The 24,536-nt window shown below is 70.5% G+C and carries 23 protein-coding genes; 13 read left to right on the top strand and 10 right to left on the bottom strand.

Annotated features, from left to right (window positions below; translation table 11 throughout):
• Nucleotides 1-113 precede the first annotated feature (113 nt).
• The 7 genes from IEY91_RS24490 (at nt 114) to IEY91_RS24460 (ending at nt 6,800) form a co-directional block, all read left to right on the top strand.
• On the top strand, nt 114-1,325 hold the full coding sequence (locus IEY91_RS24490; protein ID WP_164325970.1) for a phosphoglycerate kinase: 1,212 nt from the start codon (nt 114-116) through the stop codon (nt 1,323-1,325).
• Nucleotides 1,326-1,331: 6 nt separating this feature from the next.
• The gene (gene tpiA / locus IEY91_RS24485) at nt 1,332-2,108 is read left to right on the top strand and encodes a triose-phosphate isomerase (protein WP_164325971.1); all 777 of its coding nucleotides are present in this window, start codon (nt 1,332-1,334) and stop codon (nt 2,106-2,108) included.
• A gap of 143 nt (nt 2,109-2,251) precedes the next feature.
• Complete coding sequence (gene secG, locus IEY91_RS24480; protein ID WP_164325972.1) at nt 2,252-2,482, top strand: preprotein translocase subunit SecG; 231 nt, start codon at nt 2,252-2,254, stop codon at nt 2,480-2,482.
• A 251-nt stretch (nt 2,483-2,733) separates the two neighbouring features.
• On the top strand, nt 2,734-3,069 hold the full coding sequence (locus tag IEY91_RS24475) for an RNA polymerase-binding protein RbpA (RefSeq protein WP_003957010.1): 336 nt from the start codon (nt 2,734-2,736) through the stop codon (nt 3,067-3,069).
• A gap of 134 nt (nt 3,070-3,203) precedes the next feature.
• On the top strand, nt 3,204-4,487 hold the full coding sequence (locus IEY91_RS24470; protein WP_189175706.1) for an MFS transporter: 1,284 nt from the start codon (nt 3,204-3,206) through the stop codon (nt 4,485-4,487).
• Between the two features lie 73 nt (nt 4,488-4,560).
• A complete protein-coding gene (gene pgi / locus IEY91_RS24465) occupies nt 4,561-6,213 on the top strand; it encodes a glucose-6-phosphate isomerase (protein WP_189175705.1) in 1,653 nt (550 codons plus the stop codon).
• A gap of 146 nt (nt 6,214-6,359) precedes the next feature.
• A complete protein-coding gene (locus IEY91_RS24460) occupies nt 6,360-6,800 on the top strand; it encodes an MmpS family transport accessory protein (protein WP_189175704.1) in 441 nt (146 codons plus the stop codon).
• 66 nt (nt 6,801-6,866) lie between these two features.
• On the opposite strand, the gene pgl is transcribed toward IEY91_RS24460, so the two are convergent.
• From pgl to tkt, 5 genes are read right to left on the bottom strand one after another with little or no spacing between them, the layout of a single operon-like run.
• Complete coding sequence (gene pgl, locus IEY91_RS24455; RefSeq protein ID WP_164325976.1) at nt 6,867-7,700, bottom strand: 6-phosphogluconolactonase; 834 nt, start codon at nt 7,698-7,700, stop codon at nt 6,867-6,869.
• Nucleotides 7,697-8,809: a glucose-6-phosphate dehydrogenase assembly protein OpcA gene (gene opcA, locus IEY91_RS24450; RefSeq protein WP_189175703.1), complete on the bottom strand. Its 1,113-nt coding sequence runs from the start codon at nt 8,807-8,809 to the stop codon at nt 7,697-7,699. Before opcA ends, pgl begins: the two co-directional genes overlap by 4 nt.
• Nucleotides 8,806-10,329 (bottom strand): glucose-6-phosphate dehydrogenase, encoded by a 1,524-nt coding sequence (gene zwf / locus IEY91_RS24445; RefSeq protein ID WP_164325978.1) that lies wholly within the window; start codon nt 10,327-10,329, stop codon nt 8,806-8,808. The genes opcA and zwf overlap by 4 nt, the downstream gene beginning before the upstream one ends.
• Nucleotides 10,330-10,333: 4 nt before the next feature.
• Nucleotides 10,334-11,452 (bottom strand): transaldolase, encoded by a 1,119-nt coding sequence (gene tal / locus IEY91_RS24440; RefSeq protein WP_164325979.1) that lies wholly within the window; start codon nt 11,450-11,452, stop codon nt 10,334-10,336.
• A gap of 34 nt (nt 11,453-11,486) precedes the next feature.
• Nucleotides 11,487-13,574: a transketolase gene (gene tkt, locus IEY91_RS24435; protein WP_189175702.1), complete on the bottom strand. Its 2,088-nt coding sequence runs from the start codon at nt 13,572-13,574 to the stop codon at nt 11,487-11,489.
• Between the two features lie 369 nt (nt 13,575-13,943).
• Here tkt and IEY91_RS24430 point away from each other — a divergent pair, with 369 nt between their 5' ends.
• Nucleotides 13,944-14,897, top strand: a complete 954-nt coding sequence (locus IEY91_RS24430) for a heme o synthase (protein WP_164325981.1) — start codon at nt 13,944-13,946, stop codon at nt 14,895-14,897.
• Between the two features lie 41 nt (nt 14,898-14,938).
• On the opposite strand, the gene IEY91_RS24425 is transcribed toward IEY91_RS24430, so the two are convergent.
• The gene (locus IEY91_RS24425) at nt 14,939-16,120 is read right to left on the bottom strand and encodes an AMP-binding protein (RefSeq protein WP_189175701.1); all 1,182 of its coding nucleotides are present in this window, start codon (nt 16,118-16,120) and stop codon (nt 14,939-14,941) included.
• Between the two features lie 123 nt (nt 16,121-16,243).
• On the opposite strand from IEY91_RS24425, the gene IEY91_RS24420 reads away from it, so the two are divergent.
• Nucleotides 16,244-16,618: a hypothetical protein gene (locus IEY91_RS24420; protein ID WP_164325983.1), complete on the top strand. Its 375-nt coding sequence runs from the start codon at nt 16,244-16,246 to the stop codon at nt 16,616-16,618.
• Nucleotides 16,619-16,718: 100 nt separating this feature from the next.
• Nucleotides 16,719-17,807 (top strand): amidohydrolase family protein, encoded by a 1,089-nt coding sequence (locus IEY91_RS24415; RefSeq protein WP_164325984.1) that lies wholly within the window; start codon nt 16,719-16,721, stop codon nt 17,805-17,807.
• A gap of 28 nt (nt 17,808-17,835) precedes the next feature.
• Here the strand turns inward: IEY91_RS24415 and IEY91_RS24410 are convergent, their stop codons facing one another.
• The 3 genes from IEY91_RS24410 to IEY91_RS24400 form a co-directional block, all read right to left on the bottom strand.
• On the bottom strand, nt 17,836-18,858 hold the full coding sequence (locus IEY91_RS24410; protein WP_164325985.1) for a COX15/CtaA family protein: 1,023 nt from the start codon (nt 18,856-18,858) through the stop codon (nt 17,836-17,838).
• Nucleotides 18,859-18,946: 88 nt separating this feature from the next.
• Complete coding sequence (locus IEY91_RS24405) at nt 18,947-19,732, bottom strand: ABC transporter permease (protein WP_189175700.1); 786 nt, start codon at nt 19,730-19,732, stop codon at nt 18,947-18,949.
• Nucleotides 19,729-20,655 (bottom strand): ABC transporter ATP-binding protein, encoded by a 927-nt coding sequence (locus IEY91_RS24400; RefSeq protein ID WP_164325987.1) that lies wholly within the window; start codon nt 20,653-20,655, stop codon nt 19,729-19,731. The genes IEY91_RS24405 and IEY91_RS24400 overlap by 4 nt, the downstream gene beginning before the upstream one ends.
• A gap of 133 nt (nt 20,656-20,788) precedes the next feature.
• Here IEY91_RS24400 and IEY91_RS24395 point away from each other — a divergent pair, with 133 nt between their 5' ends.
• Entirely contained in the window at nt 20,789-21,274 is a 486-nt protein-coding gene (locus tag IEY91_RS24395) for a formate/nitrite transporter family protein (protein WP_189175699.1), read from the top strand.
• Nucleotides 21,275-21,373: 99 nt separating this feature from the next.
• Here IEY91_RS24395 and IEY91_RS24390 read toward each other — a convergent pair whose 3' ends face one another.
• Nucleotides 21,374-22,198, bottom strand: a complete 825-nt coding sequence (locus tag IEY91_RS24390; protein ID WP_189175698.1) for an AAC(3) family N-acetyltransferase — start codon at nt 22,196-22,198, stop codon at nt 21,374-21,376.
• Nucleotides 22,199-22,358: 160 nt separating this feature from the next.
• Here IEY91_RS24390 and IEY91_RS24385 point away from each other — a divergent pair, with 160 nt between their 5' ends.
• Both IEY91_RS24385 and sufB read left to right on the top strand, forming a co-directional pair.
• Nucleotides 22,359-23,102, top strand: a complete 744-nt coding sequence (locus IEY91_RS24385; protein ID WP_164325990.1) for a helix-turn-helix transcriptional regulator — start codon at nt 22,359-22,361, stop codon at nt 23,100-23,102.
• On the top strand, nt 23,099-24,523 hold the full coding sequence (sufB, locus tag IEY91_RS24380) for a Fe-S cluster assembly protein SufB (protein WP_164325991.1): 1,425 nt from the start codon (nt 23,099-23,101) through the stop codon (nt 24,521-24,523). Before IEY91_RS24385 ends, sufB begins: the two co-directional genes overlap by 4 nt.
• Nucleotides 24,524-24,536 lie beyond the last annotated feature (13 nt).

Here is a 24,536-nt window from a genome sequence, read left to right as displayed (position 1 = left end):
AGAGCCAGGCATCTCGATGTGAGCACAGGGTCCGGACAGCGCAGCGCCGCGCGGTTCGGACCCTGTCGCGCGTGAGCACCCCTCAAGAAGTCCCAGTCACGGAGTCCTAATTCATGAAGACGATCGACGAACTTCTCGCCGACGGTGTCGCAGGCAAGCGGGTCTTCGTCCGCGCCGACCTCAACGTGCCGCTCGACGGCACCACCATCACCGACGACGGCCGCATCCGCGCGGTCCTGCCCACCGTCAAGGCGCTCGCCGCGGCGGGCGCCCGCGTGGTCGTCGCCTCGCACCTGGGCCGCCCCAAGGGCGCACCGGACCCGGCGTTCTCGCTGGCCCCGGCCGCGCAGCGGATCGGTGAACTCCTCGGCACGGACGTGCGGTTCGCCACCGACACGGTCGGCGAGTCGGCCACGGCCGCCGTCGCCGCCCTCACCGACGGCCAGGTCGCCGTCGTCGAGAACCTGCGCTTCAACGCCGGTGAGACCTCCAAGGACGACGCCGAGCGCGGCGCCTTCGCCGATCAGCTCGCCGCCCTGGCCGATGTCTACGTAGGCGACGGTTTCGGTGCCGTGCACCGCAAGCACGCCTCCGTGTTCGACCTGCCGGCACGCCTGCCGCACTACGCCGGATACCTCATCGCCACCGAGGTCGGCGTCCTGAAGAAGCTCACCGAGGACGCCAAGCGGCCGTACGCGGTCGTCCTCGGCGGCGCCAAGGTCTCCGACAAGCTCGGTGTCATCGACCACCTTCTGGAGAAGGCCGACCGCATCCTCATCGGCGGCGGCATGGCCTACACCTTCCTGAAGGCGCAGGGCCACGAGGTCGGCATCTCCCTCCTCCAGGAGGACCAGATCCCGGCCGTGCAGGGCTACTTGAAGCGTGCCGCGGAGCGCGGCGTCGAGTTCGTGCTGCCCGTGGACGTCCTGGTCTCCGGGGAGTTCCCGGACCTGAAGACGAAGGCCCCGGCCAACCCGACCACGGTCGCGGCCGACGCCATCCCGGCCGACCAGGAGGGCCTCGACATCGGCCCCGAGACCCGTAAGCTCTACGCCTCGAAGCTCGCCGACGCCGCCACCGTCTTCTGGAACGGCCCCATGGGCGTCTTCGAGCACCCCGACTACGCCGAGGGCACCAAGGCGGTCGCCCAGGCGCTTCTGGACTCGTCGGCCTTCACGGTCGTCGGCGGCGGCGACTCCGCCGCGGCCGTGCGCATCCTGGGCTTCGACGAGAACGCATTCGGCCACATCTCGACCGGTGGCGGCGCCTCCCTCGAATACCTCGAGGGCAAGACGCTCCCCGGCCTCGCCGCACTGGAGAACTGACACCTGATGACTACGCGTACCCCGCTGATGGCGGGCAACTGGAAGATGAACCTCAACCACCTCGAGGCCATCGCGCACACCCAGAAGCTCGCGTTCGCGCTGGCCGACAAGGACTACGAGGCCGTCGAGGTCGCCGTCCTGCCGCCCTTCACCGATCTGCGCTCCGTGCAGACCCTGGTCGACGGCGACAAGCTCAAGATCAAGTACGGCGCCCAGGACATCTCGGCGCACGACTCCGGTGCCTACACCGGCGAGATCTCGGGCCCGATGCTCGCCAAGCTGAAGTGCACGTACGTGGCCGTGGGCCACTCCGAGCGCCGTCAGTACCACAACGAGACCGACGAGCTCTGCAACGCCAAGGTCAAGGCCGCCTTCAAGCACGGCATCACGCCGATCCTGTGCATCGGCGAGGGCCTGGACATCCGCAAGGCCGGCCAGCAGGTCCAGTACACGCTGGGCCAGCTCGACGGCGGCCTCAAGGACGTCCCGGCCGAGCAGGCCGAGTCCATCGTGATCGCCTACGAGCCGGTGTGGGCCATCGGCACCGGCGAGGTCGCGACCCCCGAGGACGCGCAGGAGGTCTGCGGCGCGATCCGCGGCCGCCTCGCCGAGCTGTACTCGCAGGATCTTGCCGACAAGGTCCGCATCCAGTACGGCGGCTCCGTGAAGGCGAAGAACGTCGCCGACATCATGGCGCAGCCCGACGTCGACGGCGCCCTCGTGGGCGGCGCCGCGCTGGACGCCGACGAGTTCGTCAAGATCATCCGCTTCGCCGACCAGTGACGGCACCAGCGAGTATGCGCTAGCGGCGATACGTCGTACCCTTGCGGGGTCCGGGGCTGGTCTTTGTGAGCATCACTGCTCGCGGAGAAGGCTTCGGGCCCCGTCGTCGATTCAGATCCGAGGAAGTTGGTCCAGCCGTGGTTATGGGGTTCTCGATCGCCCTGATCGTCTTCAGCCTGCTGATGATGCTGCTGGTGCTGATGCACAAGGGCAAGGGCGGCGGCCTGTCCGACATGTTCGGTGGCGGCATGCAGTCGTCCGTCGGCGGCTCCTCGGTCGCCGAGCGCAACCTCGACCGCATCACCGTCGTGGTCGGTCTGCTCTGGTTCGCCACCATTGTCGTGCTCGGCATTCTGATGAAGGTCAACAACTGACAGCAGACGAGTGCCGCTTGCCTTTTCGGCTGCGGTTTGGTTCGCTGTCCCGCTCATAGCCCCATGTTCAGTACGCGCCCCCGTGCGCGGCTTATCATGGGGCTTGCGTGTCGGGGTGGGGTGTAACTCCCAACACTGGACGCGCGTTGGGCCTTACGTAGACTGAGGCACCCGCAGCGGAGCCGGCAGTCGACCCCGCGGCGCAGCCGCCGTTCGACACAGGCAGCACCATCACGCAGGGAGTTACGACCGTGGCAAGTGGCAACGCGATCCGAGGTAGCCGGGTCGGGGCGGGGCCGATGGGCGAGGCCGAGCGTGGCGAGTCCGCGCCGCGACTGCGCATCTCCTTCTGGTGCTCCAACGGGCACGAGACGCAGCCCAGCTTCGCCAGCGACGCGCAGGTCCCCGACACCTGGGACTGCCCCCGCTGCGGCTTTCCGGCAGGCCAGGACCGGGACAACCCCCCGGACCCGCCGCGCACCGAGCCGTACAAGACGCACCTCGCGTACGTCCGCGAGCGGCGCAGCGACGCGGACGGCGAGGCCATCCTCGCGGAGGCACTGGCCAAACTGCGCGGCGAGATCTAAGACTTGAGAACCGGCCGGACACCGTGAGGTGCCCGGCCGGAGCTGTATCTCCACCCTGCCTCTTCCCTTGATTGTCAGTGGGGGCCTCTACGGTTGATCGTGGCTCGGGAAACCACCGGGCCGGGCCGTTAACCATGGGGCGGGGAGGGGGAGTTGTGACGACTGCGGTCGAGACGCCGGACGTGGGCGCGGGTGCGCGGAGCGTCGCCTGGCGGGGCGGATTCGGGCGGCTGTGGGGCGCCGCCGTGCTCTCCAGCTTCGGGGACTCGCTGCGCAAGGCCGCGCTGCCGCTGCTCGCCGCGTCACTCACCGACGACCCGCTGCTCATAGCGTCGGTGACCGCCTGCGGCTATCTGCCGTGGCTCGTCTTCGGCCTCGTCGGCGGTGCCGTCGCCGACCGCGTGGACCAGCGGCGCGCCATGTGGACGGTGGACGTGGCGCGCGGACTGCTCGTGGCTGCCTTCGCCCTGGCCGTGGCGCTCGGTCACGCCTCGATCGGCCTGCTCATCGCCCTTGCCGTGGTGCTCACGACACTCCAGACCCTGTTCGACAACGCCGCCACGGCTCTGCTTCCCGCCCTGGTGGACCGCGCCACGCTGGGCAGCGCGAACGCACGGCTGCTCACCGGCCAGCAGTTCGCGGGCGGGCTCCTCGCCGCGCCCGTGGTGCCCTTCCTGATGGCTGCGGGCGCCGGCCTTCCGTACGCGGTGGACGCCGCGACGTACCTGGTGGCGGCCGTGCTCGTGGCCTCCCTCCGGGTGCCCGCGCCCGAGCACCCGCCCAGACCCGCCGGGGCCACCCTGCGGTCCGACATCGCGCACGGCCTGCGCACCCTGTGGCGGGACCGGGTGCTGCGACGCCTGTGCGCGGCGACCGCGCTGGGCAACGTCGGCATAGGCGCGCTCCTCGCCACCCTCGTCGTCCTCGTCACCCGCTGGCTGGACGCCGGCAGTGGGGGGTACGCGGCGGCGATAACGGCGTACGCGGCCGGGAGCCTCGTGGGCGGGGCGCTCGCCGGGTGGCTCGCGCGCAGCATAGGCCGGGTACGCAGCGTGCTCGCCGCCGGAACGGCCCAGATCGCCGCGCTCGTGGCGATGGGCACGATCCGTGACGTCGTGGCGCTGGTCGTGAGCATGGCGGTCTTCGGGGCCATGGGGATGGTGTGGAACGTGAGCACCCACACGCTGATGCAGGAGCGTCCGCCCGCCGCCGTCCTTGGGCGCGTCAGCTCGGCGTTCCGGACCCTGGCGGTCGCCGGGGCGCCGCTCGGAGCGATCCTCGGCGGGGCCGTGGCCGCGCTGTGGGGACCCAATACCCCGATGCTGCTCGCCGCCGCCCTGTTCGCGCTCTCGGTCACCGCGCTCACACCCGCGCTTAAGTCGGCCGACGGCGGACAGACAACTCAAATTGCTCGCTGATCAATTAGGTTGGGAGGGCAGCGGGGCGAACGCAACGGTACTCAGGTTGTACGAGAGAAGGCTGAAGTCCGAGATGAATGCAGAAGGCCGCACCAAGCTGAATCAGACGCCGGAATGGACGGCGCTGGCCAAGCACAAGGAGCAGCTGGGGGAGGTGCGGCTGCGGGAGCTGTTCGACACCGATCCGGCGCGCGGCACCGTGTATACCCTCCGGGTCGGCGACCTGCACATCGACTACTCCAAGCACCTCGTGACCGACGAGACCCTCGCGCTGCTGCGGGACCTCGCCGCGGCGACGGACGTCTTCGGGCTGCGTGACGCCATGTTCCGCGGCGAGAAGATCAACACCACCGAGGACCGCGCGGTCCTGCACACCGCGCTGCGCGCGCCGGCGGGCGCTGTCGTCGAGGTCGACGGCGAGGACGTGGTGCCGGGTGTGCACGCCGTGCTCGACAAGATGTCCGCCTTCGCCGACCGGATCCGCTCCGGCGAGTGGACCGGCCACACCGGCAAGCGCATCAAGAACGTCGTCAACGTCGGCATCGGCGGCTCCGACCTCGGCCCGGCCATGGCGTACGAGGCGCTGCGCTCCTTCACCGACCGCGGTCTGACCGTCCGCTTCGTGTCCAACGTGGACGGCGCCGACCTGCACGAGGCGATCCGGGACCTGGACGCGGCGGAGACGCTGTTCGTCATCGCCTCGAAGACGTTCACGACGATCGAGACGATCACGAACGCCACGTCCGCGCGGAACTGGCTGCTCACCGAGTTGCAGGCCGACGAGAGCGCGGTCGCCAAGCACTTCGTGGCGCTGTCGACGAACACCGAGAAGGTGGCCGACTTCGGCATCGACACGGCCAACATGTTCGAGTTCTGGGACTGGGTCGGCGGGCGCTACTCGTACGACTCGGCGATCGGTCTCTCCCTGATGATCGCCATCGGGCCCGACCGCTTCCGTGAGATGCTCGTCGGCTTCCACCTCGTCGACGAGCACTTCCGCACCGCGCCCGCCGAGGCGAACGTGCCGCTGCTGCTCGGTCTGCTCGGCGTCTGGTACGGCAACTTCCACGACGCGCAGGCGCACGCGGTCCTGCCGTACTCGCACTACCTGTCCAAGTTCACCGCGTACCTCCAGCAGTTGGACATGGAGTCCAACGGCAAGTCCGTGGACCGCGACGGCGAGCGCGTGCAGTGGCAGACCGGTCCGGTGGTGTGGGGCACGCCGGGCACGAACGGGCAGCACGCGTACTACCAGCTCATCCACCAGGGCACGAAGCTCATCCCCGCGGACTTCATCGGCTTCGCCAAGCCCGTCGACGACCTGCGCCCCGGCCTGGTCGCACAGCACGACCTGCTGATGGCCAACTTCTTCGCCCAGACGCAGGCGCTGGCCTTCGGCAAGACGCCCGACGAGGTCCGCGCGGAGGGCGTGCCGGACGAGCTCGTGCCGCACAAGACGTTCCAGGGCAACCACCCGACGACGACGATCCTCGCGACCGAGCTGACCCCGTCGGTCCTCGGCCAGCTCATCGCCCTGTACGAACACAAGGTGTTCGTCCAGGGCGCCATCTGGAACATCGACTCCTTCGACCAGTGGGGCGTAGAACTCGGCAAGGTCCTCGCCAAGCGCGTGGAACCCGCCCTGACGGAGGGCGCGGACGTACCGGGCCTTGACGCGTCGACGACGGCCTTGGTCGCCAGGTACCGGGAGCTGCGGGGGCGTTGAGCCCACGGCTCGCCAGTGGCGCCCCGGCCCGCGAAGCCCGGGGCGCCTTGCCTGCGCTGCCCCGTCAACATCCGCCTTCACTCGGATGGCTGACGCAGACGCGGTCCGGGCGGCAGAGGGCGGGCCATCGCTGAAGCATGGCCGCCATGTCGCAGCAGCAAGGATGGTCAGCCCCCGTACCGCCGCCGCAGCCGAAGAAGCGTCGGAAGTGGCCCTGGGTGCTTTTGGTCGTGTTCCTTTTGATGGCCGGCGGCTGCGTGGCGCTGATCGCGGGTGTCGCGAAAGAGGTCGACAAGGAGACCAAGCGCGAGATCACGGTCACGTACGAGGTCACCGGCAACGCCAAGGACGTCACGATCACCTACTCGACCTACAGCGACGGCGACCTCTCGCAGAACCAACTCAGCGATGTGGAGCTGCCCTGGCGCAAGGAGGAGAAGACTAAGGGGTTCGTGAAGGGTGGAACCCTCGCTGTCACCACAGGAGCCTCCGGTGGCAAGGTCCGCTGCAAGGTCACCGCTGACGGGACGACTCGCACCGGCACGGCCAGCGGCAAGTTCGCCACCGCCACCTGCGACGGCTTCTGACGGCAGGACGCCGACGGGCCCCGGTCCAGAAGAGGACCGGGGCCCGTCGGCGCGTACAGCCGGGGGTCAGGGCGACGCCGGCGGATACAGATCCCGCGGCAGTTGTGAAGCCGCCGCTGCGTCCAGGAGCCACAGGGTGCGGGCGCGGCCGTGGGCGCCCGCTGCCGGGGCCTGGATCTCGCCTGCGCCGGAGAGGGCGATCGCCGCGGCGTTCGCCTTGTCCTCGCCCGCCGCGAGGAGCCAGACCTCGCGGGCCGAGCGGATCGCCGGGAGGGTCAGGGAGACGCGGGTGGGCGGTGGCTTGGGTGCGCCGTGCACGCCGACCACCATGCGGTCCGTCTCCCGCACCGCGGGCGACTCCGGGAACAGCGACGCCACATGCGTGTCCGGGCCCACGCCCAGCATCAGGACGTCGAACGTCGGGACCGAGCCGCCCGCGGCGGCAGCCGCTGATTGATAGTGCTCGGGGCCGGCCGCCGCCGCGAGCTCCGCCGCGTACGCCTCCGCCGCCGCGTCCGCGCCGTCTGCAATGTCGGGGTAGATCCCCTTCGCGTACGGGCCGTCGGACGCGGGCATCGGGTGCACCCGCGCCGGGTCGAGCGGCACCGAGTCGAGCAGGGCCTCGCGGGCCTGCGTGTAGTTGCGCTCGGGGTCGCCGTCCGGCAGGAACCGCTCGTCGCCCCACCACAGGTCGAGCCGCGACCAGTCCACGGCGTCGCGCGCGGGCGCCGAACTGAGCGCCGCGAGCAGGCCGTTGCCGTTGCGGCCGCCCGTGAGGACCACGGAGGCGAAGCCGCGGGCCGCCTGGGCGTCGACGATCTTCGTGATGAGGCGGGCCGCGGCGGCCTGCGCCATCAGCTCCTTGTCGCGGTGGACGACGAGCTGCGGAGCCGCACTCACTTCGAGGCCGCCTTCTTGGTGGCCGGGGCCTTCGCGGAGGACTTCTTGGCAGCGCTGCCAGACGCGGCGGAGTCCGACGTTCCGGAGCCCGGCGTGTCCGAGCCCTCCTTCGAAGCCCCGCCGTCCGTGGCGGAACCCGGCGCCGCAGCAGAGCCGCCCGAGGACGAGACCCCGTTCAGCACCGCCTCACCCAGCCGGTCCACCCCGAACTTCAGCGCCGCCGCATACGTGTCGTCCGGGTCGAGCCGCCGCAGCTCCTCCGCGATCAGCTCGGACGTCTCACGGCGCTTGAGCGCGACCGCGCGGTCCGGCTGGCCCTGGATGGAGAGCGTCGCGAGGGACCCGTCGGCACGACCGAGCACGATCGGACCGCAGTTGGTCTCCATGCGCACGCCCGTCAGACCGGGGCCCGGCGACGCCGAGCGCTTGACCGGCACGGAGAGCCGCTCCGCGAGCCACATCGCGAGCAGCTCGACGCTCGGGTTGAACTCCTCGCCCTCCACCTCCGCGGCGGTCACCTCGCACGTCACCTGGTCCAGGGCCGCGGCCAGCATCGAGCGCCACGGCGTGATGCGGGTCCAGGACAGGTCCGTGTCGCCGGGGTGGTAGGCCTCGGCGCGCGCGGTGAGCTCGTGGATGGGCTGCTCGGCGGCGTAGGTGTCCGTGACGCGGCGCTGGGCGAGCGCGCCGAGCGGGTCCTGTGCCGGGTCCAGCGGCGCGTTGACCGGCCACCAGGCGACGACAGGCGCGTCCGGAAGGAGCAGCGGCAGGACCACCGACTGCGCGTGGTTGAGCACCTCGCCGTAAAGGCGCAGGATGACCGTTTCGCCAGTGCCCGCGTCGGCGCCGACCCTGACCTCGGCGTCCAGGCGCGACGTCGTACGGTCACGCGGCGAGCGCGAGACCCGCTTGATGACGACCAGCGTGCGCGAGGGGTGCTCGCGGGAGGCCTCGCTGGCGGCGCGCAGCGCGTCGTAGGCGTTCTCCTCGTCGGTGACGATGACGAGGGTGAGCACCATGCCGACGGCCGGGGTGCCGATCGCGCGGCGGCCCTGTACGAGCGCCTTGTTGATCTTGCTGGCCGTGGTGTCCGTGAGGTCGATCTTCATGGCCGACGCCAGCTCCGTCCGTCTCGTGCGAGCATTTCGTCCGCCTCGACCGGGCCCCAGGTCCCGGCCGGGTACTGCGCGGGCTTGCCGTGCTCGTCCCAGTACTCCTCGATCGGGTCGAGGATGTTCCAGGACAGCTCGACCTCCTCGGTGCGCGGGAAGAGGTTGGCGTCGCCGAGCAGGACGTCCAGGATGAGGCGCTCGTAGGCCTCCGGGCTGGACTCCGTGAAGGACTCGCCGTACGCGAAGTCCATCGACACGTCCCGGATCTCCATGGACGTGCCCGGCACCTTCGAGCCGAAGCGGACCGTGATGCCCTCGTCCGGCTGGACGCGGATGACGATCGCGTTCTGCCCGAGCTCCTCGGTGGCGGTGTGGTCGAAGGGGGAGTGCGGGGCGCGCTGGAAGACGACCGCGATCTCCGTGACGCGGCGGCCCAGGCGCTTGCCGGTGCGCAGGTAGAACGGGACGCCCGCCCAACGGCGGTTGTCCACCTGCAGCTTGATGGCGGCGTACGTGTCGGTCTTCGACTTGGGGTCGGTGCCGTCCTCCTGGAGATAGCCGACGGCCTTCTCGCCGCCCTGCCAGCCCGCGGAGTACTGCGCGCGCACGGTGCCCTTGCCGAGGTCCCTGGGCAGCTTCACCGCGCCGAGGACCTTCGCCTTCTCCGCCACCAGCGCGTCCGCGTCGAAGGAGGCGGGCTCCTCCATCGCGGTCAGCGCCATCAGCTGGAGGAGGTGGTTCTGGATGACGTCACGGGCGGCGCCGATGCCGTCGTAGTACCCGGCGCGGCCGCCGATGCCGATGTCCTCGGCCATCGTGATCTGGATGTGGTCGACGTACGACCGGTTCCAGATCGGCTCGAACATCTGGTTGGCGAAGCGCAGCGCCAGGATGTTCTGGACGGTCTCCTTGCCGAGGTAGTGGTCGATCCGGAACACCTGGTCCGGGGCGAACACCTCGTGCACGATCGCGTTCAGTTCCTTGGCGGACTTCAGGTCGTGCCCGAACGGCTTCTCGATGACCGCGCGGCGCCAGGAACCCTCCGGCGCCTCCGCCAGCTCGTGCTTCTTGAGCTGCTGGACGACCTGGGGGAAGAACTTCGGCGGCACCGACAGGTAGAAGGCGAAGTTGCCGCCCGTGCCCTGCTTCTTGTCCAGGTCCTGGATCGTCGCCTTCAGCTGCTCGAAGGCGTCGTCGTCGTCGAAGTTGCCCTGGACGAAGCGCATGCCCTGGATGAGCTGCTGCCAGACCTCCTCGCGGAAGGGCGTGCGCGCGTGCTGCTTGACCGCGTCGTGCACCTCCTGCGCGAAGTCCTCGTCCTGCCACTCGCGCCGGGCGAAGCCGATGAGCGAGAAGCCCGGCGGCAGCAGCCCCCGGTTGGCGAGGTCATAGACAGCAGGCATCAACTTTTTACGGGACAAATCGCCCGTGACGCCAAAGATGACGAGGCCCGACGGCCCCGCGATACGCGGGAGCCGTCGGTCCGCGGCGTCACGCAGCGGATTGCTGCTCGACAAGGTTTCAGCCCTCCGAAGGAGCGAGGCGCTTGAGCTCGGCCTCGGTCGACTTGAGCAGGTCGTTCCAGGCCGCCTCGAACTTCTCGACGCCCTCGTCCTCGAGGAGCTGCACCACGTCGTCGTACGCGATGCCGAGCTTCTCCACGGCCTCGATCTCGGCGCGCGACTGCTCGTACGTCCCGGCGATCGTGTTGCCGGTGATCTGCCCGTGGTCGGCGCTGGCCTCGAGGGTCGCCTCCGGCATGGTGTTCACCGTGCCCGGGGCGACCAGGTCGTCGACGTACAGCGTGTCCTTGTACGCCTTGTCCTTGACGCCCGTCGACGCCCACAGCGGACGCTGCTTGTTGGCGTGCGCCTTGTCGAGGGCGACCCAGCGGTCGGAAGAGAAGACCTCTTCGTACGCCTCGTACGCCAGACGGGCGTTGGCCAGGCCGGCCTTGCCGCGCGCGGCCTTGGCCTCGTCGGTGCCGAGTGCGTCGATCCGCTTGTCGATCTCGGTGTCCACGCGGGACACGAAGAACGACGCCACCGAGTGGATCTTGGAGAGGTCCAGGCCCGCGGCCTTCGCCTTCTCCAGACCCGCGAGGTAGGCGTCCATGACCTCGCGGTAGCGCTCGAGCGAGAAGATCAGCGTCACGTTCACGCTGATGCCCTTGCCGATGACCTCGGTGATCGCGGGCAGGCCCGCCTTCGTCGCCGGGATCTTGATGAGCGTGTTCGGCCGGTCCACCAGCCACGCGAGCTGCTTGGCCTCGGCGACCGTCGCCTTCGTGTCGTGCGCCAGACGCGGGTCGACCTCGATCGACACCCGGCCGTCCTGGCCCTCGGTCGCGTCGAACACCGGCCGCAGGATGTCGGCGGCGTCACGGACGTCCACCGTCGTGATCATGCGGATCGCCTCTTCCACGGTGACCTTGCGCGCGGCGAGGTCCTCGAGCTGCTGCTCGTAACCGTCGCCGGACGAGATCGCCTTCTGGAAGATCGACGGGTTGGTGGTGACGCCCACGACGTGCTGCTCGTCGATCAGTTCGGCGAGGTTGCCGGACGTGATCCGCTTGCGCGACAGGTCGTCCAGCCAGATCGCGACGCCTTCGTCGGAGAGGCGCTTGAGTGCGTCTGTCATGGAATTACATCTCCTACTTGGTCGTATATGGGCGTCAGCGCTGAGCGGCCGCGATCGATTCCCGCGCCGCGGCGGCCACGGCTTCGGCAGTGAACCCGAACTCGCGGAAGAGAACCTTGCCGTCCGCCGAAGCCCCGAAGTGCTCCAGCGAAACGATGCGGCCCGCGTCCCCGACGAAGCGGTGCCAGGTCAGACCGATGCCGGCCTCGACCGCGACGCGCGCCTTGACCGACGGCGGCAGGACCGAGTCCCGGTACCCCTGCTCCTGCTCGTCGAACCACTCCACCGACGGCATCGAGACGACACGCGTCGGCACGCCCGCCGCCTGCAGCTGCTCGCGCGCCTCGACGGCGAGCTGCACCTCGGAGCCGGTGCCGATGAGGACGACCTCGGGCTTGCCGCCCTCGGCCTCGAAGAGGACGTAACCGCCCTTGGCGGCGTCCTCGTTGGGCTCGTACGTCGGCACGCCCTGACGGGTCAGCGCCAGGCCGTGCGGGGCGCCCTTGCCGAACACCTTCGTGTAGCGCCGGAGGATCTCGCGCCAGGCGATGGCCGTCTCGTTCGCGTCGGCCGGGCGGACCACGTTCAGGCCCGGGATGGCACGCAGCGACGCCACGTGCTCCACCGGCTGGTGCGTCGGGCCGTCCTCGCCGAGACCGACCGAGTCGTGCGTCCATACGTACGTCACCGGCAGGTGCATCAGCGCGGACAGGCGCACGGCGTTGCGCATGTAGTCGGAGAACACCAGGAAGGTGCCGCCGTAGATGCGGGTGTTGCCGTGCAGCGCGATGCCGTTCATCTCCGCGGCCATGGAGTGCTCACGGATGCCGTAGTGGATCGTGCGGCCGTACGGGTTCGCTTCCGGCAGCGGGTTGTCCGCCGGGAGGAACGACGACGTCTTGTCGATCGTGGTGTTGTTCGAGCCTGCCAGGTCGGCGGAGCCGCCCCACAGCTCGGGGATCACCGCGCCGAGCGCCTGCAGGACCTTGCCGGACGCGGCACGCGTCGCGACGCCCTTGCCCGCCTCGAAGACCGGGAGCTTCTCCTCCCAGCCCGCGGGCAGCTCGCCCGCGGCGATGCGGTCGAACTCGGCGGCGCGCTCGGGCTGCTGCGTGCGCCAGGCCGCGAAGCCCTTCTCCCACGTCGCCTTGGCCTCACGGCCCCGGTCCAGGGCCTCGCGGGTGTGCGCGAGGACCTCCTCGGAGACCTCGAAGGACTGCTCCGGGTCGAAGCCGAGGACGCGCTTGGTGGCCGCGACCTCCTCGTCGCCGAGCGCCGAGCCGTGCGCGGCCTCGGTGTTCTGCGCGTGCGGGGCCGGCCAGGCGATGATCGAGCGCATCGCGATGAACGACGGCCGGTCCGTGACCGCCTTCGCCTCCTGGACGGCCGCGTACAGCGCGGCCGGGTCCAGGTCGCCGTTCTCCTTCGGCTCCACGCGCTGCACGTGCCAGCCGTAGGCCTCGTACCGCTTCATGGTGTCTTCGGAGATCGCGGTCTCCGTGTCGCCCTCGATCGAGATGTGGTTGTCGTCCCACAGCAGGATCAGGTTGCCGAGCTTCTGGTGCCCGGCCATCGAGGACGCCTCGGCGGAGATGCCCTCCTGGAGACAGCCGTCGCCGGCGATCGCGTAGATGTGGTGGTCGAACGGCGATTCGCCCGTCGCGGTGTCCGGGTCGAACAGACCGCGCTCGTAGCGGGCGGCCATCGCCATGCCCACGGCGTTGGCGACGCCCTGGCCGAGCGGGCCCGTCGTCGTCTCCACGCCCACCGTGTGGCCGTACTCCGGGTGGCCCGGCGTCTTCGAGCCCCACGTGCGGAAGGCCTTCAGGTCATCGAGCTCAAGGCCGAAACCGGCCAGGTAGAGCTGGATGTACAGCGTGAGGGACGAGTGCCCCGCGGACAGCACGAAGCGGTCGCGCCCGGTCCAGTCGGCGTCCGCCGGGTCGTGCCGCATCACCTTCTGGAAAAGGGTGTACGCGGCGGGCGCGAGGCTCATGGCCGTACCCGGATGGCCGTTGCCGACCTTCTGTACGGAATCCATGGCCAGGACGCGGACGGTATCGACAGCCCGCTGGTCCAGTTCGGTCCACTCGAGGTCTGTGGTGGTCGGCTTGGTGCTCACCCTGGGTCAGGGCTCCTCTCCACATGTCGAATGCCGGCGGCGTATGAATCGCACCGGCCGCTGTCGAGCCTACCGCTGTGAGAACGTGCATTTTTTCGAGTGATTCCAGACTGCCGGGACCCGCCGCGATCCGCCTCCCGAAAGGGCCGGACCGCGTTCACCATGTGAAAACGGGACTGCTCATCTGGTCACCTCTTCCGCCCGCTTCGACCGTCTTCGAACACCGCTCATACGGCTCCTCAACACGAACCCACCCCCGCGAAGGGCGAGGTATGGGCAACGTCTACAGTGGCGTGGTACGCGCGAGCCTTTACCGGATCTTCATGTCCGAACGTCCGACGCAGGGCTTGCTGGGAGTCTCTGTCAGGGGTGTGCGTGACGGCCGTTGAATCCCGTCCAGCGGGGGTAATCGGGGCGAGCCAGAACCCGAGCAACCGGCCGTTCGGGGCCCGAGTGAAGGCGTTCGTGGCGCTGACCAAGCCGCGGATCATCGAGCTTCTGCTGATCACCACCGTTCCGGTGATGTTCCTCGCCGAGCAGGGGGTGCCCGACCTCACGCTGGTGCTGCTCACCTGCTTGGGCGGTTTCCTCTCCGCCGGTGGCGCCAACGCGCTCAACATGTACATCGACCGCGACATCGACGCGCTCATGGAGCGCACGTCGCAGCGGCCGCTCGTCACGGGCATGGTCAGCCCCCGCGAATGCCTCGTCTTCGGCATCGCGCTCGCGGCCGTCTCCACGCTGCTTTTCGGCCTCGCCGTCAACTGGCTGTCCGCGTGGCTGTCGCTCGGAGCGCTGCTCTTCTACGTGGTCGTCTACACGATGATCCTGAAGCGCCGCACCTCCCAGAACATCGTCTGGGGCGGCATCGCCGGCTGTCTGCCCGTGCTCATCGGCTGGTCGTCCGTCACCAACTCGATGTCGTGGGCGCCGGTCATCCTCTTCCTGGTCATGTTCTTCTGGACGCCGCCGCACTACTGGCCGCTGTCCATGCGGGTCAAGGAGGACTACGCGCGCGTGGGCGTGCCGATGCTCCCGGTCGTCGCCTCCAACAAGGTCGTCGCGCGCCAGATCGTCCTCTACAGCTGGGTCATGGTCGCCGTCTCGCTGCTGCTCCAGCCGCTCGGCTACACCGGCTGGTTCTACACCGCGGTCGCCCTCGCCACCGGCGGCTGGTGGCTGTGGGAGGCGCACGGGCTGCAGAACCGTGCGAAGTCCGAGGCGACCGGCGGCAAGCTCAAGGAAATGCGCCTGTTCCACTGGTCCATCACCTACGTCTCGCTGCTGTTCGTGGCCGTCGCCGTGGACCCCTTCCTGCGCTAGCCTCCGGCGGTTTCCGTCCGTGGGCAGTGGCCCCGTCGTCCTCAGGGCGACGGGGCCACTGCTCTTTCCGCTGCTTCGTACGCCGCCGAGTCCGTCTGGAGGCAGAGGTGGCCGTCGGCCTCGGCCGCCGCGGGCCACCCCGTGCGGAACCAGCCGTCCCGCGCCGCGGCCTCCTTCCCGTCGGCGTATCCGTCGCAGAGCAACGGCCCGCGTACGTACAGCTCACCGCCCGCCACCCGCACCTCGGTGCCGGGCGCCGGCAGTCCGCAGCTGTCCGGCCGGCGGCGGGCGTCGGCGTGGTCCAGGACGGCGACGTCGCCCGTCTCGGGCGAGGTGAGGAAGGCGCGCACCCGGGCGTGCGGGGTCGCGGTGCGGATGTCCTCCAGGAGCCCGGGGGCGGCGGCGGGCGGGCCGGTCGCCTCGACGTCCGCGCAGCGCAGCGAGGCCAAGTGGTGCGGCGCGGTGTCCAGGACGCCCCGCCAGGTCCCGGGCGCACACACCAGACGCTCCGCGCCGTGCCCCCGCACGGCCGCGCAGATCGCCACCGGGTCCGGGCGCTCCAGGAGCACCGCGGTGCCCCGGGCCTGCCACTGCCGCAGCAGGGCGGCCCACGCGGACCACTGCCCCGGGGCGAATCCGCACACCAGCACGTCGTTGCGCTCCGGCCGACAGCCCGGATGGGTACGCAGCACGCACACCCGGTGTGAGAGGACGACGCCCCGGGGGCGGCCGGAACCTGTGAAGACGATCACGCAGGGGTCGGCCTCGGCGGTCTGGTCCAGGGGCTGCTCCGGTTGCTCGGCGGTCCGCCCATCGGGGGCGTCATCCACGTCCGGGAGTACGACATGACGTACCGCCGAACTCCGCGCGAGGCGCGCCCCCGCCTCCGCACGGGCCGCGTCGGTCAGGAGCAACCCCGCCCCGGCCGCCCGCACGACCTCCGCCACCCGCGCCCGACCGGCCCCGGCGTCGACCGGCACGAACACCGCGCCGGCCCGCGCGGCCCCCGCGAACAGAGCCGCCGCCCCCAGGGACGCCCCGGCCAGGCACACCACCCGGTCACCCCGCCGCACACCGTGGGCGGCCAGGAACCAAGCGGCCCGGTCGGCCGCCGCGTCCAGCCCCGCGAAGGTGAGCGCGCGCTCGCCGAGCACCGCGGCCGTGCGGTGCGGGACGGCCCGGGCGGCGGACCGGAAGACCTCGCCGAGCAGCAGACCGGTCATGACTCCGGTCCTACCACGGGGCGGCGTGGGGCGGAACGGCCCCGCGAGCCAGGGGCGAACCGTGGCCGAGACCACGCCCCCGGGCGTCGCCGAACGATTTACCCGTCGGTAGCATCCTGTGCCATGGCAGACACGGAGCAGGCAGACACCGAGAACGCGGCGCAGACGGAGAAGGCGGCGAAGGAGGCCGCCCGTGCCGAGCGCACGGCCGCCAAGCTGGCCAAGCGGATCACCGCGTTCGCGCGGGAGCACGGTGGCGCGGAGGGACAGGTCGCGTACATCGGCGAGCGGGGCGCGCGGATCGTCCTCGTCGGTGACGACGGCGGCTGGGGCGACGTGGTCGCGCCGAGCCACGCGATCGCCAAGGACGCCGTGGAGAAGGCCGGAATCACCGTCCACGACGACTTCGACGGCGAGTTCGCGGCCAAGGTGAAGACCGGACCGTACGAATGGAAGCGCATGGCGGGCATCCAGATCGGCGGCCCGACGGGCGGCTGAGACACGCGCGGGGCGGGCACGGAGTGACACGGTGAGCAACACCTGACACCGGGGTCACCCGTTAGGACCGTAGGAACACGGTCCACGCAGGGGAGCCAGGATGATCGAGACGCCGTCCTTGGTCGACCAGCACTGCCACGGTGTCCTGCGCACGGAGCTGGGGCTCGGCACCTTCGAGGCCCACCTCGGCCGGGGCGAGGGCCCGCCCGCCCCCGGCACCACCTTCTTCGACACCCAGACCGGCTTCGCCGTCCGCCGCTGGTGCCCGCCGCTGCTCGGCCTCGAACCGCACTGCCCGCCCGCCCGCTATCTGGCGCGCCGCCGCGAGCTGGGCGTCCTCGAGGCCGGGCGGCGACTGCTGCGGGGCAGCGGGATCACGACGTACCTCGTCGACACCGGACTGCCCGGCGACCTGACCGGGCCCGGCGAACTGGCCACGACCGGCGGCGCCGAGGCCCATGAGATCGTCCGCCTGGAATTACTGGCCGAGCAGGTCGCCGACACCTCGGGCACCGTCGACTCCTTCCTCGCCAACCTCGCCGAGTCCGTGCACGGCGCCGCGAACGGGGCCGTCGCCTTCACCTCGGTCGCAGGGGTGCGCCAGCGCCGCGCGCTCGCGGCCGAACCACCTGGTCCCGGGGAGGTGCGCGGCGCGGCGGGGCGCTGGCTCGCCGGACGGCAGGTGGGCGGCGAACTCGCCGATCCGGTGCTGCTGCGGCACCTGCTGTGGATCGCCGTGGCTTCCGGCCTGCCCCTGCAACTGCACACCGGCGCCGCCGACCCGCAGCGCTCCTTCGGCGACTTCGCCCGCTCCACGGCCGGCCTCGGCACCGACCTCGTGCTGCTGCACGGCTACCCGCACCACCGCTCCGCGGCGCACCTCGCGGGCGTCTTCCCGCATGTGTACGCCGACTTGGGCCCCGCGCTCGTACGGACCGGGGCGCGCGCGGCGGCCGTACTCGCGGAGATCCTGGAACTCGCGCCGTTCGGCAAGCTGCTGTTCTCCAGCGGCGCGCAGGGGCTGCCCGAACTGCACGTGGTGGGGGCGCACTTGTTCCGGGAGGCGCTGGGGAGGGTGCTCGGTACGTGGGTCGCGGAGGGCGCGTGGTCGCTGACGGACGCGCAGCGGGTGGCGGGGCTGATCGCGGCGGGGAACGCGCGGCGGGTGTATGGGCTGGTGGACGCCTGAGGGGCGAGGGGCTGGACCTCGGTCCCCGTCAGACCGACGACAGCTGGGAGTCGTCCACCTGCGTCGGCACGTCCGCCTTGGGCCGCGGCCGCTCCCGCAGGGAGAGGAGCACTCGCAACGTCGCGATCCATACCAGGCACGACCCCAGCATGTGTGTGGCCACCAGGACCTCGGGCAGGTCGGTGAAGTACTGGACATAGCCGATCCCGCCCTGCGCCAGCAGGATCAGGAACAGGTCCCGGGTGCGGGCCAGCGGGCCGGGAGGTGCGTCGACCGCCTTCAGGACGAACCACAGCGCGAACGTGAGCGTCACCACGACCCATGCCAGGACGGCGTGCAGCTTGGTGACGCCCTCCCAGTCCAGGCCCACGGCGCCGACGTTCATGCGCGGTACGTCGCTGGAGTCGCCCGCGTGCGGCCCCGCGCCGGTCACGACCGTGCCGACGGCGATGAGCAGCACGGTGACGCCGGTGAGGACCCACACCAACTGTGCGACGGCCTTGCCGACGAGCGGGCGCGGCTCCGCGTCGCCCTCACGGGTGCGCTGCCACATCGCGGTGGAGACCGCGATCAGGGCGGTGGAGAGCAGGAAGTGCGCCGCCACGGTGTACGGGTTGAGGCCGACGAGCACGACGATGCCGCCGAGCACCGAGTTGCACATGACGAGCCAGAACTGCGCCCAGCCGTAGCGGGTCAGGCTCCGCCGCCACGGCTTCTGCGAGCGCACGGCGATGATGGCCCAGCCGATGACGGCACAGAGCACGTACGTCAGCATGCGGTTGCCGAACTCGATGACTCCGTGGAAGCCCATCTCGCTCGTCGCGGTGAGGGACTCGTCGGTGCACTTGGGCCAGGTCGGGCAGCCGAGGCCGGAGCCCGTAAGCCGGACGGCGCCGCCGGTGACCACGATGACGCAGGTCATCACGAGCGAGGCGAGCACCGCGCGCCGGACGGTCCGTTCGGTCGGAGTCCAGCGTTCCGCGATGTAGGCGAGCGGATTGCGTGCTGCTTGAGCCAGATCGGCCCGGGTCACGTTTGGCACGGGCCCCATCGTAGGGGTGTGCTTGTGCACGGCTTCACGAGGGGGACGTATCCGGTGCTTTTGTGACGGCGGTTACTCCCGATGCGGCGCCGCGCGGCTACTCCCAGCGGAAGAAGCGCGCCGCCGCGCCGAGCCCGAGTACCGCCCACACCGCCAGGATTCCGAGGTCGCCCCACGGCATCGACGCGCCGTCCTGGAGGACGTCCCGAAGCCCGTCCGAGAGCGCCGAGATCGGCAGCAGGCCGAGCGCGGCCTCGACGCCGCCGGGGAACTTGTCGAGCGGCACGATGACGCCGCCGCCGACCAGCAGGAGCAGGAAGACCAGGTTGGCGGCGGCCAGGGTCGCCTCCGCCTTGAGGGTGCCCGCCATCAGCAGGCCGAGCCCGGAGAAGGCGGCCGTACCGAGGACCAGGAGCAGCAGGACGGCGAGCGGGTTGCCGTGCGGCGACCAGCCGAGCGCGAAGGCGATCGCCGTGAGCAGGGCGATCTGGAGCACCTCGGTGACGAGCACCGACAGGGTCTTGGCGGCCATCAGGCCCCAGCGCGGCAGCGGGGACGCGCCGAGTCGCTTCAGCACGCCGTAGCGCCGCTCGAAGCCCGTCGCGATGGCCTGCCCGGTGAAGGCGGTCGACATCACGGCGAGGGCGAGGATGCCCGGGGTGAGGAAGTCGACCGCCTTGCCCTCGCCCCCCGCAGTTTTAGTGGGCACAGAGACGATGTCGACGGCGCTGAACAGGACGAGCAGGAGCGTGGGGATGACGACGGTGAGCAGCAGCTGTTCGCCGTTGCGCAGCAGCATCTTCGTCTCGAGCGCGGCCTGCGCGGCGATCATGCGGGGGAGCGGGGCGGCGCCCGGCTTCGGCGCGTACGTACCGGCGATCATCCGCGCAGCTCCTTGCCCGTGAGTTCCAGGAAGACGTCTTCGAGAGTGTGGCGTTCGACCGAGATCCGGTCCGGCATGACGCCGTGCTGGGCGCACCAGGAGGTGACGGTGGCGAGCAGCTGGGGGTCGACGGTGCCGCTGACGCGGTAGGCGCCCGGGGTGAGTTCGGCGGCGGCGGAGTCCGGGGGCAGGGCCTTGAGGAGGGAGGCGACGTCGAGTCCGGGGCGGCCGGTGAAGCGCAGGGTGTTCTCGGCGCCGCCGCGGCACAGCTCCTCGGGGGTGCCCCTGGCGATGACCTTGCCGGCGTCGATGATGGCGACGTCGTCGGCGAGTTCCTCGGCCTCGTCCATGTGGTGCGTGGTGAGGATGACGGAGACGCCGTCGCGCCGCAGATCGCGTACGAGGCTCCAGGTGGCCCGGCGGGCCTGCGGGTCGAGTCCGGCGGTCGGCTCGTCGAGGAAGACCAGTTCGGGCCGGCCGACCACGGCCATGGCGAGCGCGAGGCGCTGCTGCTGGCCGCCGGAGAGCCGGCGGTAGGTGGTGCGGCCGCAGGAGTCGAGGCCCAGGCGTTCGATGAGGGCGTCGACGTCGAGGGGGTGCGCGTGCAGTTTCGCGACGTGCCGCAGCATCTCGTCGGCGCGGGCGCCGGAGTAGACGCCGCCGGACTGGAGCATCACGCCGATGCGGGGCCGCAGCGCGGCGGCCTGCCGGACCGGGTCGAGGCCGAGGACGCGGATCTCGCCCGCGTCCGGCCTGCGATAGCCCTCGCAGGTCTCGATGGTGGTGGTCTTGCCGGCGCCGTTGGGGCCGAGGACGGCCGTGACGGCGCCCGCGCGCACTTCCAGGTCGAGGCCGTCCACCGCGGTCTTTGTCCCGTACCGCTTGACCAGACCCACGGCCTGGACGACGGACTCATTTCCCATGACGGGAAGTCTAGAGAGGGTCGCGGGTCCTGCGGCCAGCGGGCCCTTGGCCCCCGTCCGGTGGGGCCCTGGGGCCGTCGACCGGTGACCTCTTCGGGCATTTGGGGTCGCTGTGCCGCCGTAGCGTCGAAGCGTGATCAGCATCGCCGCGAACGTCACCGAGACCGCAGAACAGGCCGCGCACAAGGCCCGTGACGTCGGCGACCGGGCCCGCTACTTCGCGTCCGCGATGCTGGCGGGCGCTTACATAGGCATCGGTGAGGTGCTGCTCCTGGTGGCGGTCTCGCCGTTCGCCGCCGGGCACTCCCCGGCCGTGCGGCTCCTCGAAGGGGCCGTCTTCCCCGTCGCCCTGACGATCGTGATGTTCGCGGGCGCCCAGCTCTTCACGTCGAACGTGATGGTGATGCTGGTGGGCGCGCTCTCGGGGCGTACGGGCCTGCGGCATCTCGCGGTGAGCTGGGGGCTGTCGCTTGCGGGCAATCTGGCGGGAACGCTCGTCTTCGGAGCGATGGTGCACGCCTCCGGGGTGACGTCCTCGGGTCCCGCCAGGGCGATGCTGGCCGAGATGCTGCACGGCAAGGAGGCGCTGGGCGGCGGTCAGCGACGCGGGCTTCGGTGACCTGCTGCGGAACCTGGCGTTCACGGTGCCGGGGAACGTCGTGGGCGGGGGGCTGCTGGTGGGCGGGGCGTATTGGTTCACGAGTGGGGCGCGGCGGCCCTAGGCCTCGCCGGCCTCGATCCCGGCGGTACGAGGCCGATGCTCCGCCAGCCACCCCTCCGCGTACGCCACCGCCTCCGCCAGCGGGAACAGGCGTGCCGTCGCCGCCCCCACCGTGCCGCGCGCCACCGGCCGGTCCCGTTCGTAGTCCGCCCCCAGCTCCTCGAAGCGGTCGTCGGTGAGGGAGGGCTCGCGGACCGTCGTCCAGCGGCGGCCCTCGTCCGTCATGACGGCGAAGGAGTTCTCGACGAGCGGCGCAGGAAGGCGGTACTCCGCCAGGTGGAAGGCCGTGCAGGAGTCGAAGCCCGCGCCCAGGAGCAGCACCCGCGCCCCGGCCCGCTCGAGCCGCGCCAGCGGGCTGCGCTCGCCGAGCCTGCAGTCGAGGGCGTGGCCGTCCATGAGGGCCTCCGCGCGCGGTCCGACGGCCGCGAAGGACGTCTGCGGGTGGGCGCTGCGGACGGCCCCCGGCCAGGTGCGCACGGTCTCCGGGACGACGCCGACGCCGCGCGTGCGGGCGGTGCGGGGGTCGTACGCGGGCATCGTGGCGCGAATGGTGTCCCACCAGGAGGCGGGTACGGGCGGATTTCCCCACTCGGCCGGATCCGAGTTGTCGCTGGACTGCGCGGGCACCACGAGGGTCCCCTCGTCACCCAAACAGTCGAACAGTGCGAGGACGACGGCTTCGGCGCCGCCGCTGACCCAGCCGAGTGAGCTGAGGGAGGTGTGTGCGAGGAGGGTGTCGCCGCGCCGTACGCCGAGGGCGCGCAATTGTTCCGTGAGGGAGTCGCGCGTACACAAAGGGCCGGTGGGAGGGGGTGTCGGCATGGTCGGGAGTCTTCCGGAGGGGGCGGGAACGCGCCATCGAATTGATCGATCAAAGATCGTTTCCGCAGGTCAGCTTAGGTATACCTAAGTGATGCACGGCACCGAACAGTGATCCGGGCGCGGCTTGTCAGGCTCTGAGGAATTACGCAACAATGGCGTTGTGAAAAACGTTGGCGAGGCTCGGGAGACCCCCACGGGGGCCCCTCAGGAAGAGCTCGCGACCGGGGAGCGGTCCACACGCAACCGGGTCGCGCGCTCCATCCTGGACCACGGCCCGTCCACCGTGGCGGACCTGGCGGGCAGGCTCGGCCTGACCCAGGCCGCGGTCCGCCGCCACCTGGACGCCCTCGTGCACGAGAACGTGGTCGAGGGCCGCGAGAAGCGTGTCTACGGCGCCCGGACCCGAGGCCGCCCGGCCAAGGTCTTCGCCCTGACCGACTGCGGCAGGGACGCCTTCGACCAGTCCTACGACAAGCTCGCGGCCGACGCCCTGCGCTGGATCTCCGAGACCCACGGCGAGGCCGCCGTCGCCGAATTCGCCCGCGCCCGCATCGCCGAGCAGGCCAAGGCCTACCGCACGGCGATCGAGGCGGCGCCCCCCGAGCAGCGCACCGACGCCCTGGCGAAGGCGTTGACCGCCGACGGGTACGCTGCTACGGCGCGCAGCGCGCCGGTGGGTGAGCAGCTCTGCCAGCACCACTGCCCGGTCGCCCACGTCGCGGAGCAGTATCCACAGCTCTGCGAGGCGGAGACGGAGATGTTCTCCGCGCTGCTCGGGACGCACGTCCAGCGCCTGGCCACCATCGCCCACGGGGACGGCGTCTGTACGACGTTCATCCCCAGGGCGACCCCCCAGACCACTGATAACGCATCTGCAAGCACCGCCGGGAGGAACCCCGCATGACGCTCCCCATCGAGGAGACTGCCCACCCCGAGCTCGAGGGTCTGGGCAACTACGAATACGGCTGGGCCGACTCCGACGTGGCCGGTGCCTCTGCCAAGCGGGGCATCAACGAGGACGTCGTCCGCGACATCTCCGCGAAGAAGAACGAGCCGGAGTGGATGACCAAGCTCCGTCTCAAGGGCCTGCGCCTGTTCGAGAAGAAGCCCATGCCGAACTGGGGCTCCGACCTCTCCGGCATCGACTTCGACAACATCAAGTACTTCGTGCGCTCCACGGAGAAGCAGGCGGAGTCCTGGGAGGACCTGCCCGAGGACATCAAGAACACGTACGACAAGCTCGGCATCCCCGAGGCGGAGAAGCAGCGCCTCGTCGCCGGTGTCGCGGCCCAGTACGAGTCCGAGGTCGTCTACCACCAGATCCGCGAGGACCTGGAGGAGCAGGGCGTCATCTTCCTGGACACCGACACGGCCCTGAAGGAGCACCCGGAGCTCTTCAAGGAGTACTTCGGCACGGTCATCCCGGTCGGCGACAACAAGTTCGCGTCGCTGAACACGGCCGTGTGGTCCGGCGGCTCCTTCATCTACGTGCCGAAGGGCGTGCACGTCGAGATCCCGCTCCAGGCCTATTTCCGCATCAACACGGAGAACATGGGCCAGTTCGAGCGGACGCTGATCATCGTCGACGAGGACGCCTACGTCCACTACGTCGAGGGCTGCACGGCGCCGATCTACAAGTCGGACTCCCTGCACTCCGCGGTCGTCGAGATCATCGTCAAGAAGGGCGCCCGCTGCCGCTACACGACCATCCAGAACTGGTCGAACAACGTCTACAACCTGGTCACCAAGCGCGCCGTGGCGTACGAGGGCGCGACCATGGAGTGGATCGACGGCAACATCGGCTCCAAGGTGACGATGAAGTACCCGGCCGTCTACCTGATGGGTGAGCACGCCAAGGGCGAGACCCTGTCCATCGCCTTCGCCGGCGAGGGCCAGCACCAGGACGCCGGCTCCAAGATGGTCCACATGGCGCCGAACACGTCCTCCAACATCGTGTCGAAGTCCGTGGCGCGCGGCGGTGGCCGCACCTCCTACCGCGGCCTGGTCGAGATCGGCGAGGGCGCGGCCGGATCGAAGTCCAACGTGCTGTGCGACGCGCTGCTCGTGGACACCATCTCCCGCTCCGACACGTATCCGTACGTGGACGTCCGCGAGGACGACGTCTCCATGGGCCACGAGGCGACCGTCTCCAAGGTCTCCGAGGACCAGCTCTTCTACCTGATGAGCCGCGGCCTCACCGAGTTCGAGGCGATGGCGATGATCGTGCGCGGCTTCGTCGAGCCCATCGCGAAGGAGCTGCCCATGGAGTACGCCCTGGAGCTCAACCGGCTGATCGAGCTGCAGATGGAGGGCGCGGTCGGTTAAGACCGCCCCTTTC

The organism is Streptomyces lasiicapitis, from assembly GCF_014646335.1.
GTDB lineage: Bacteria > Actinomycetota > Actinomycetes > Streptomycetales > Streptomycetaceae > Streptomyces > Streptomyces lasiicapitis.
This window is presented reverse-complemented; position numbering and strand designations above follow the sequence as displayed.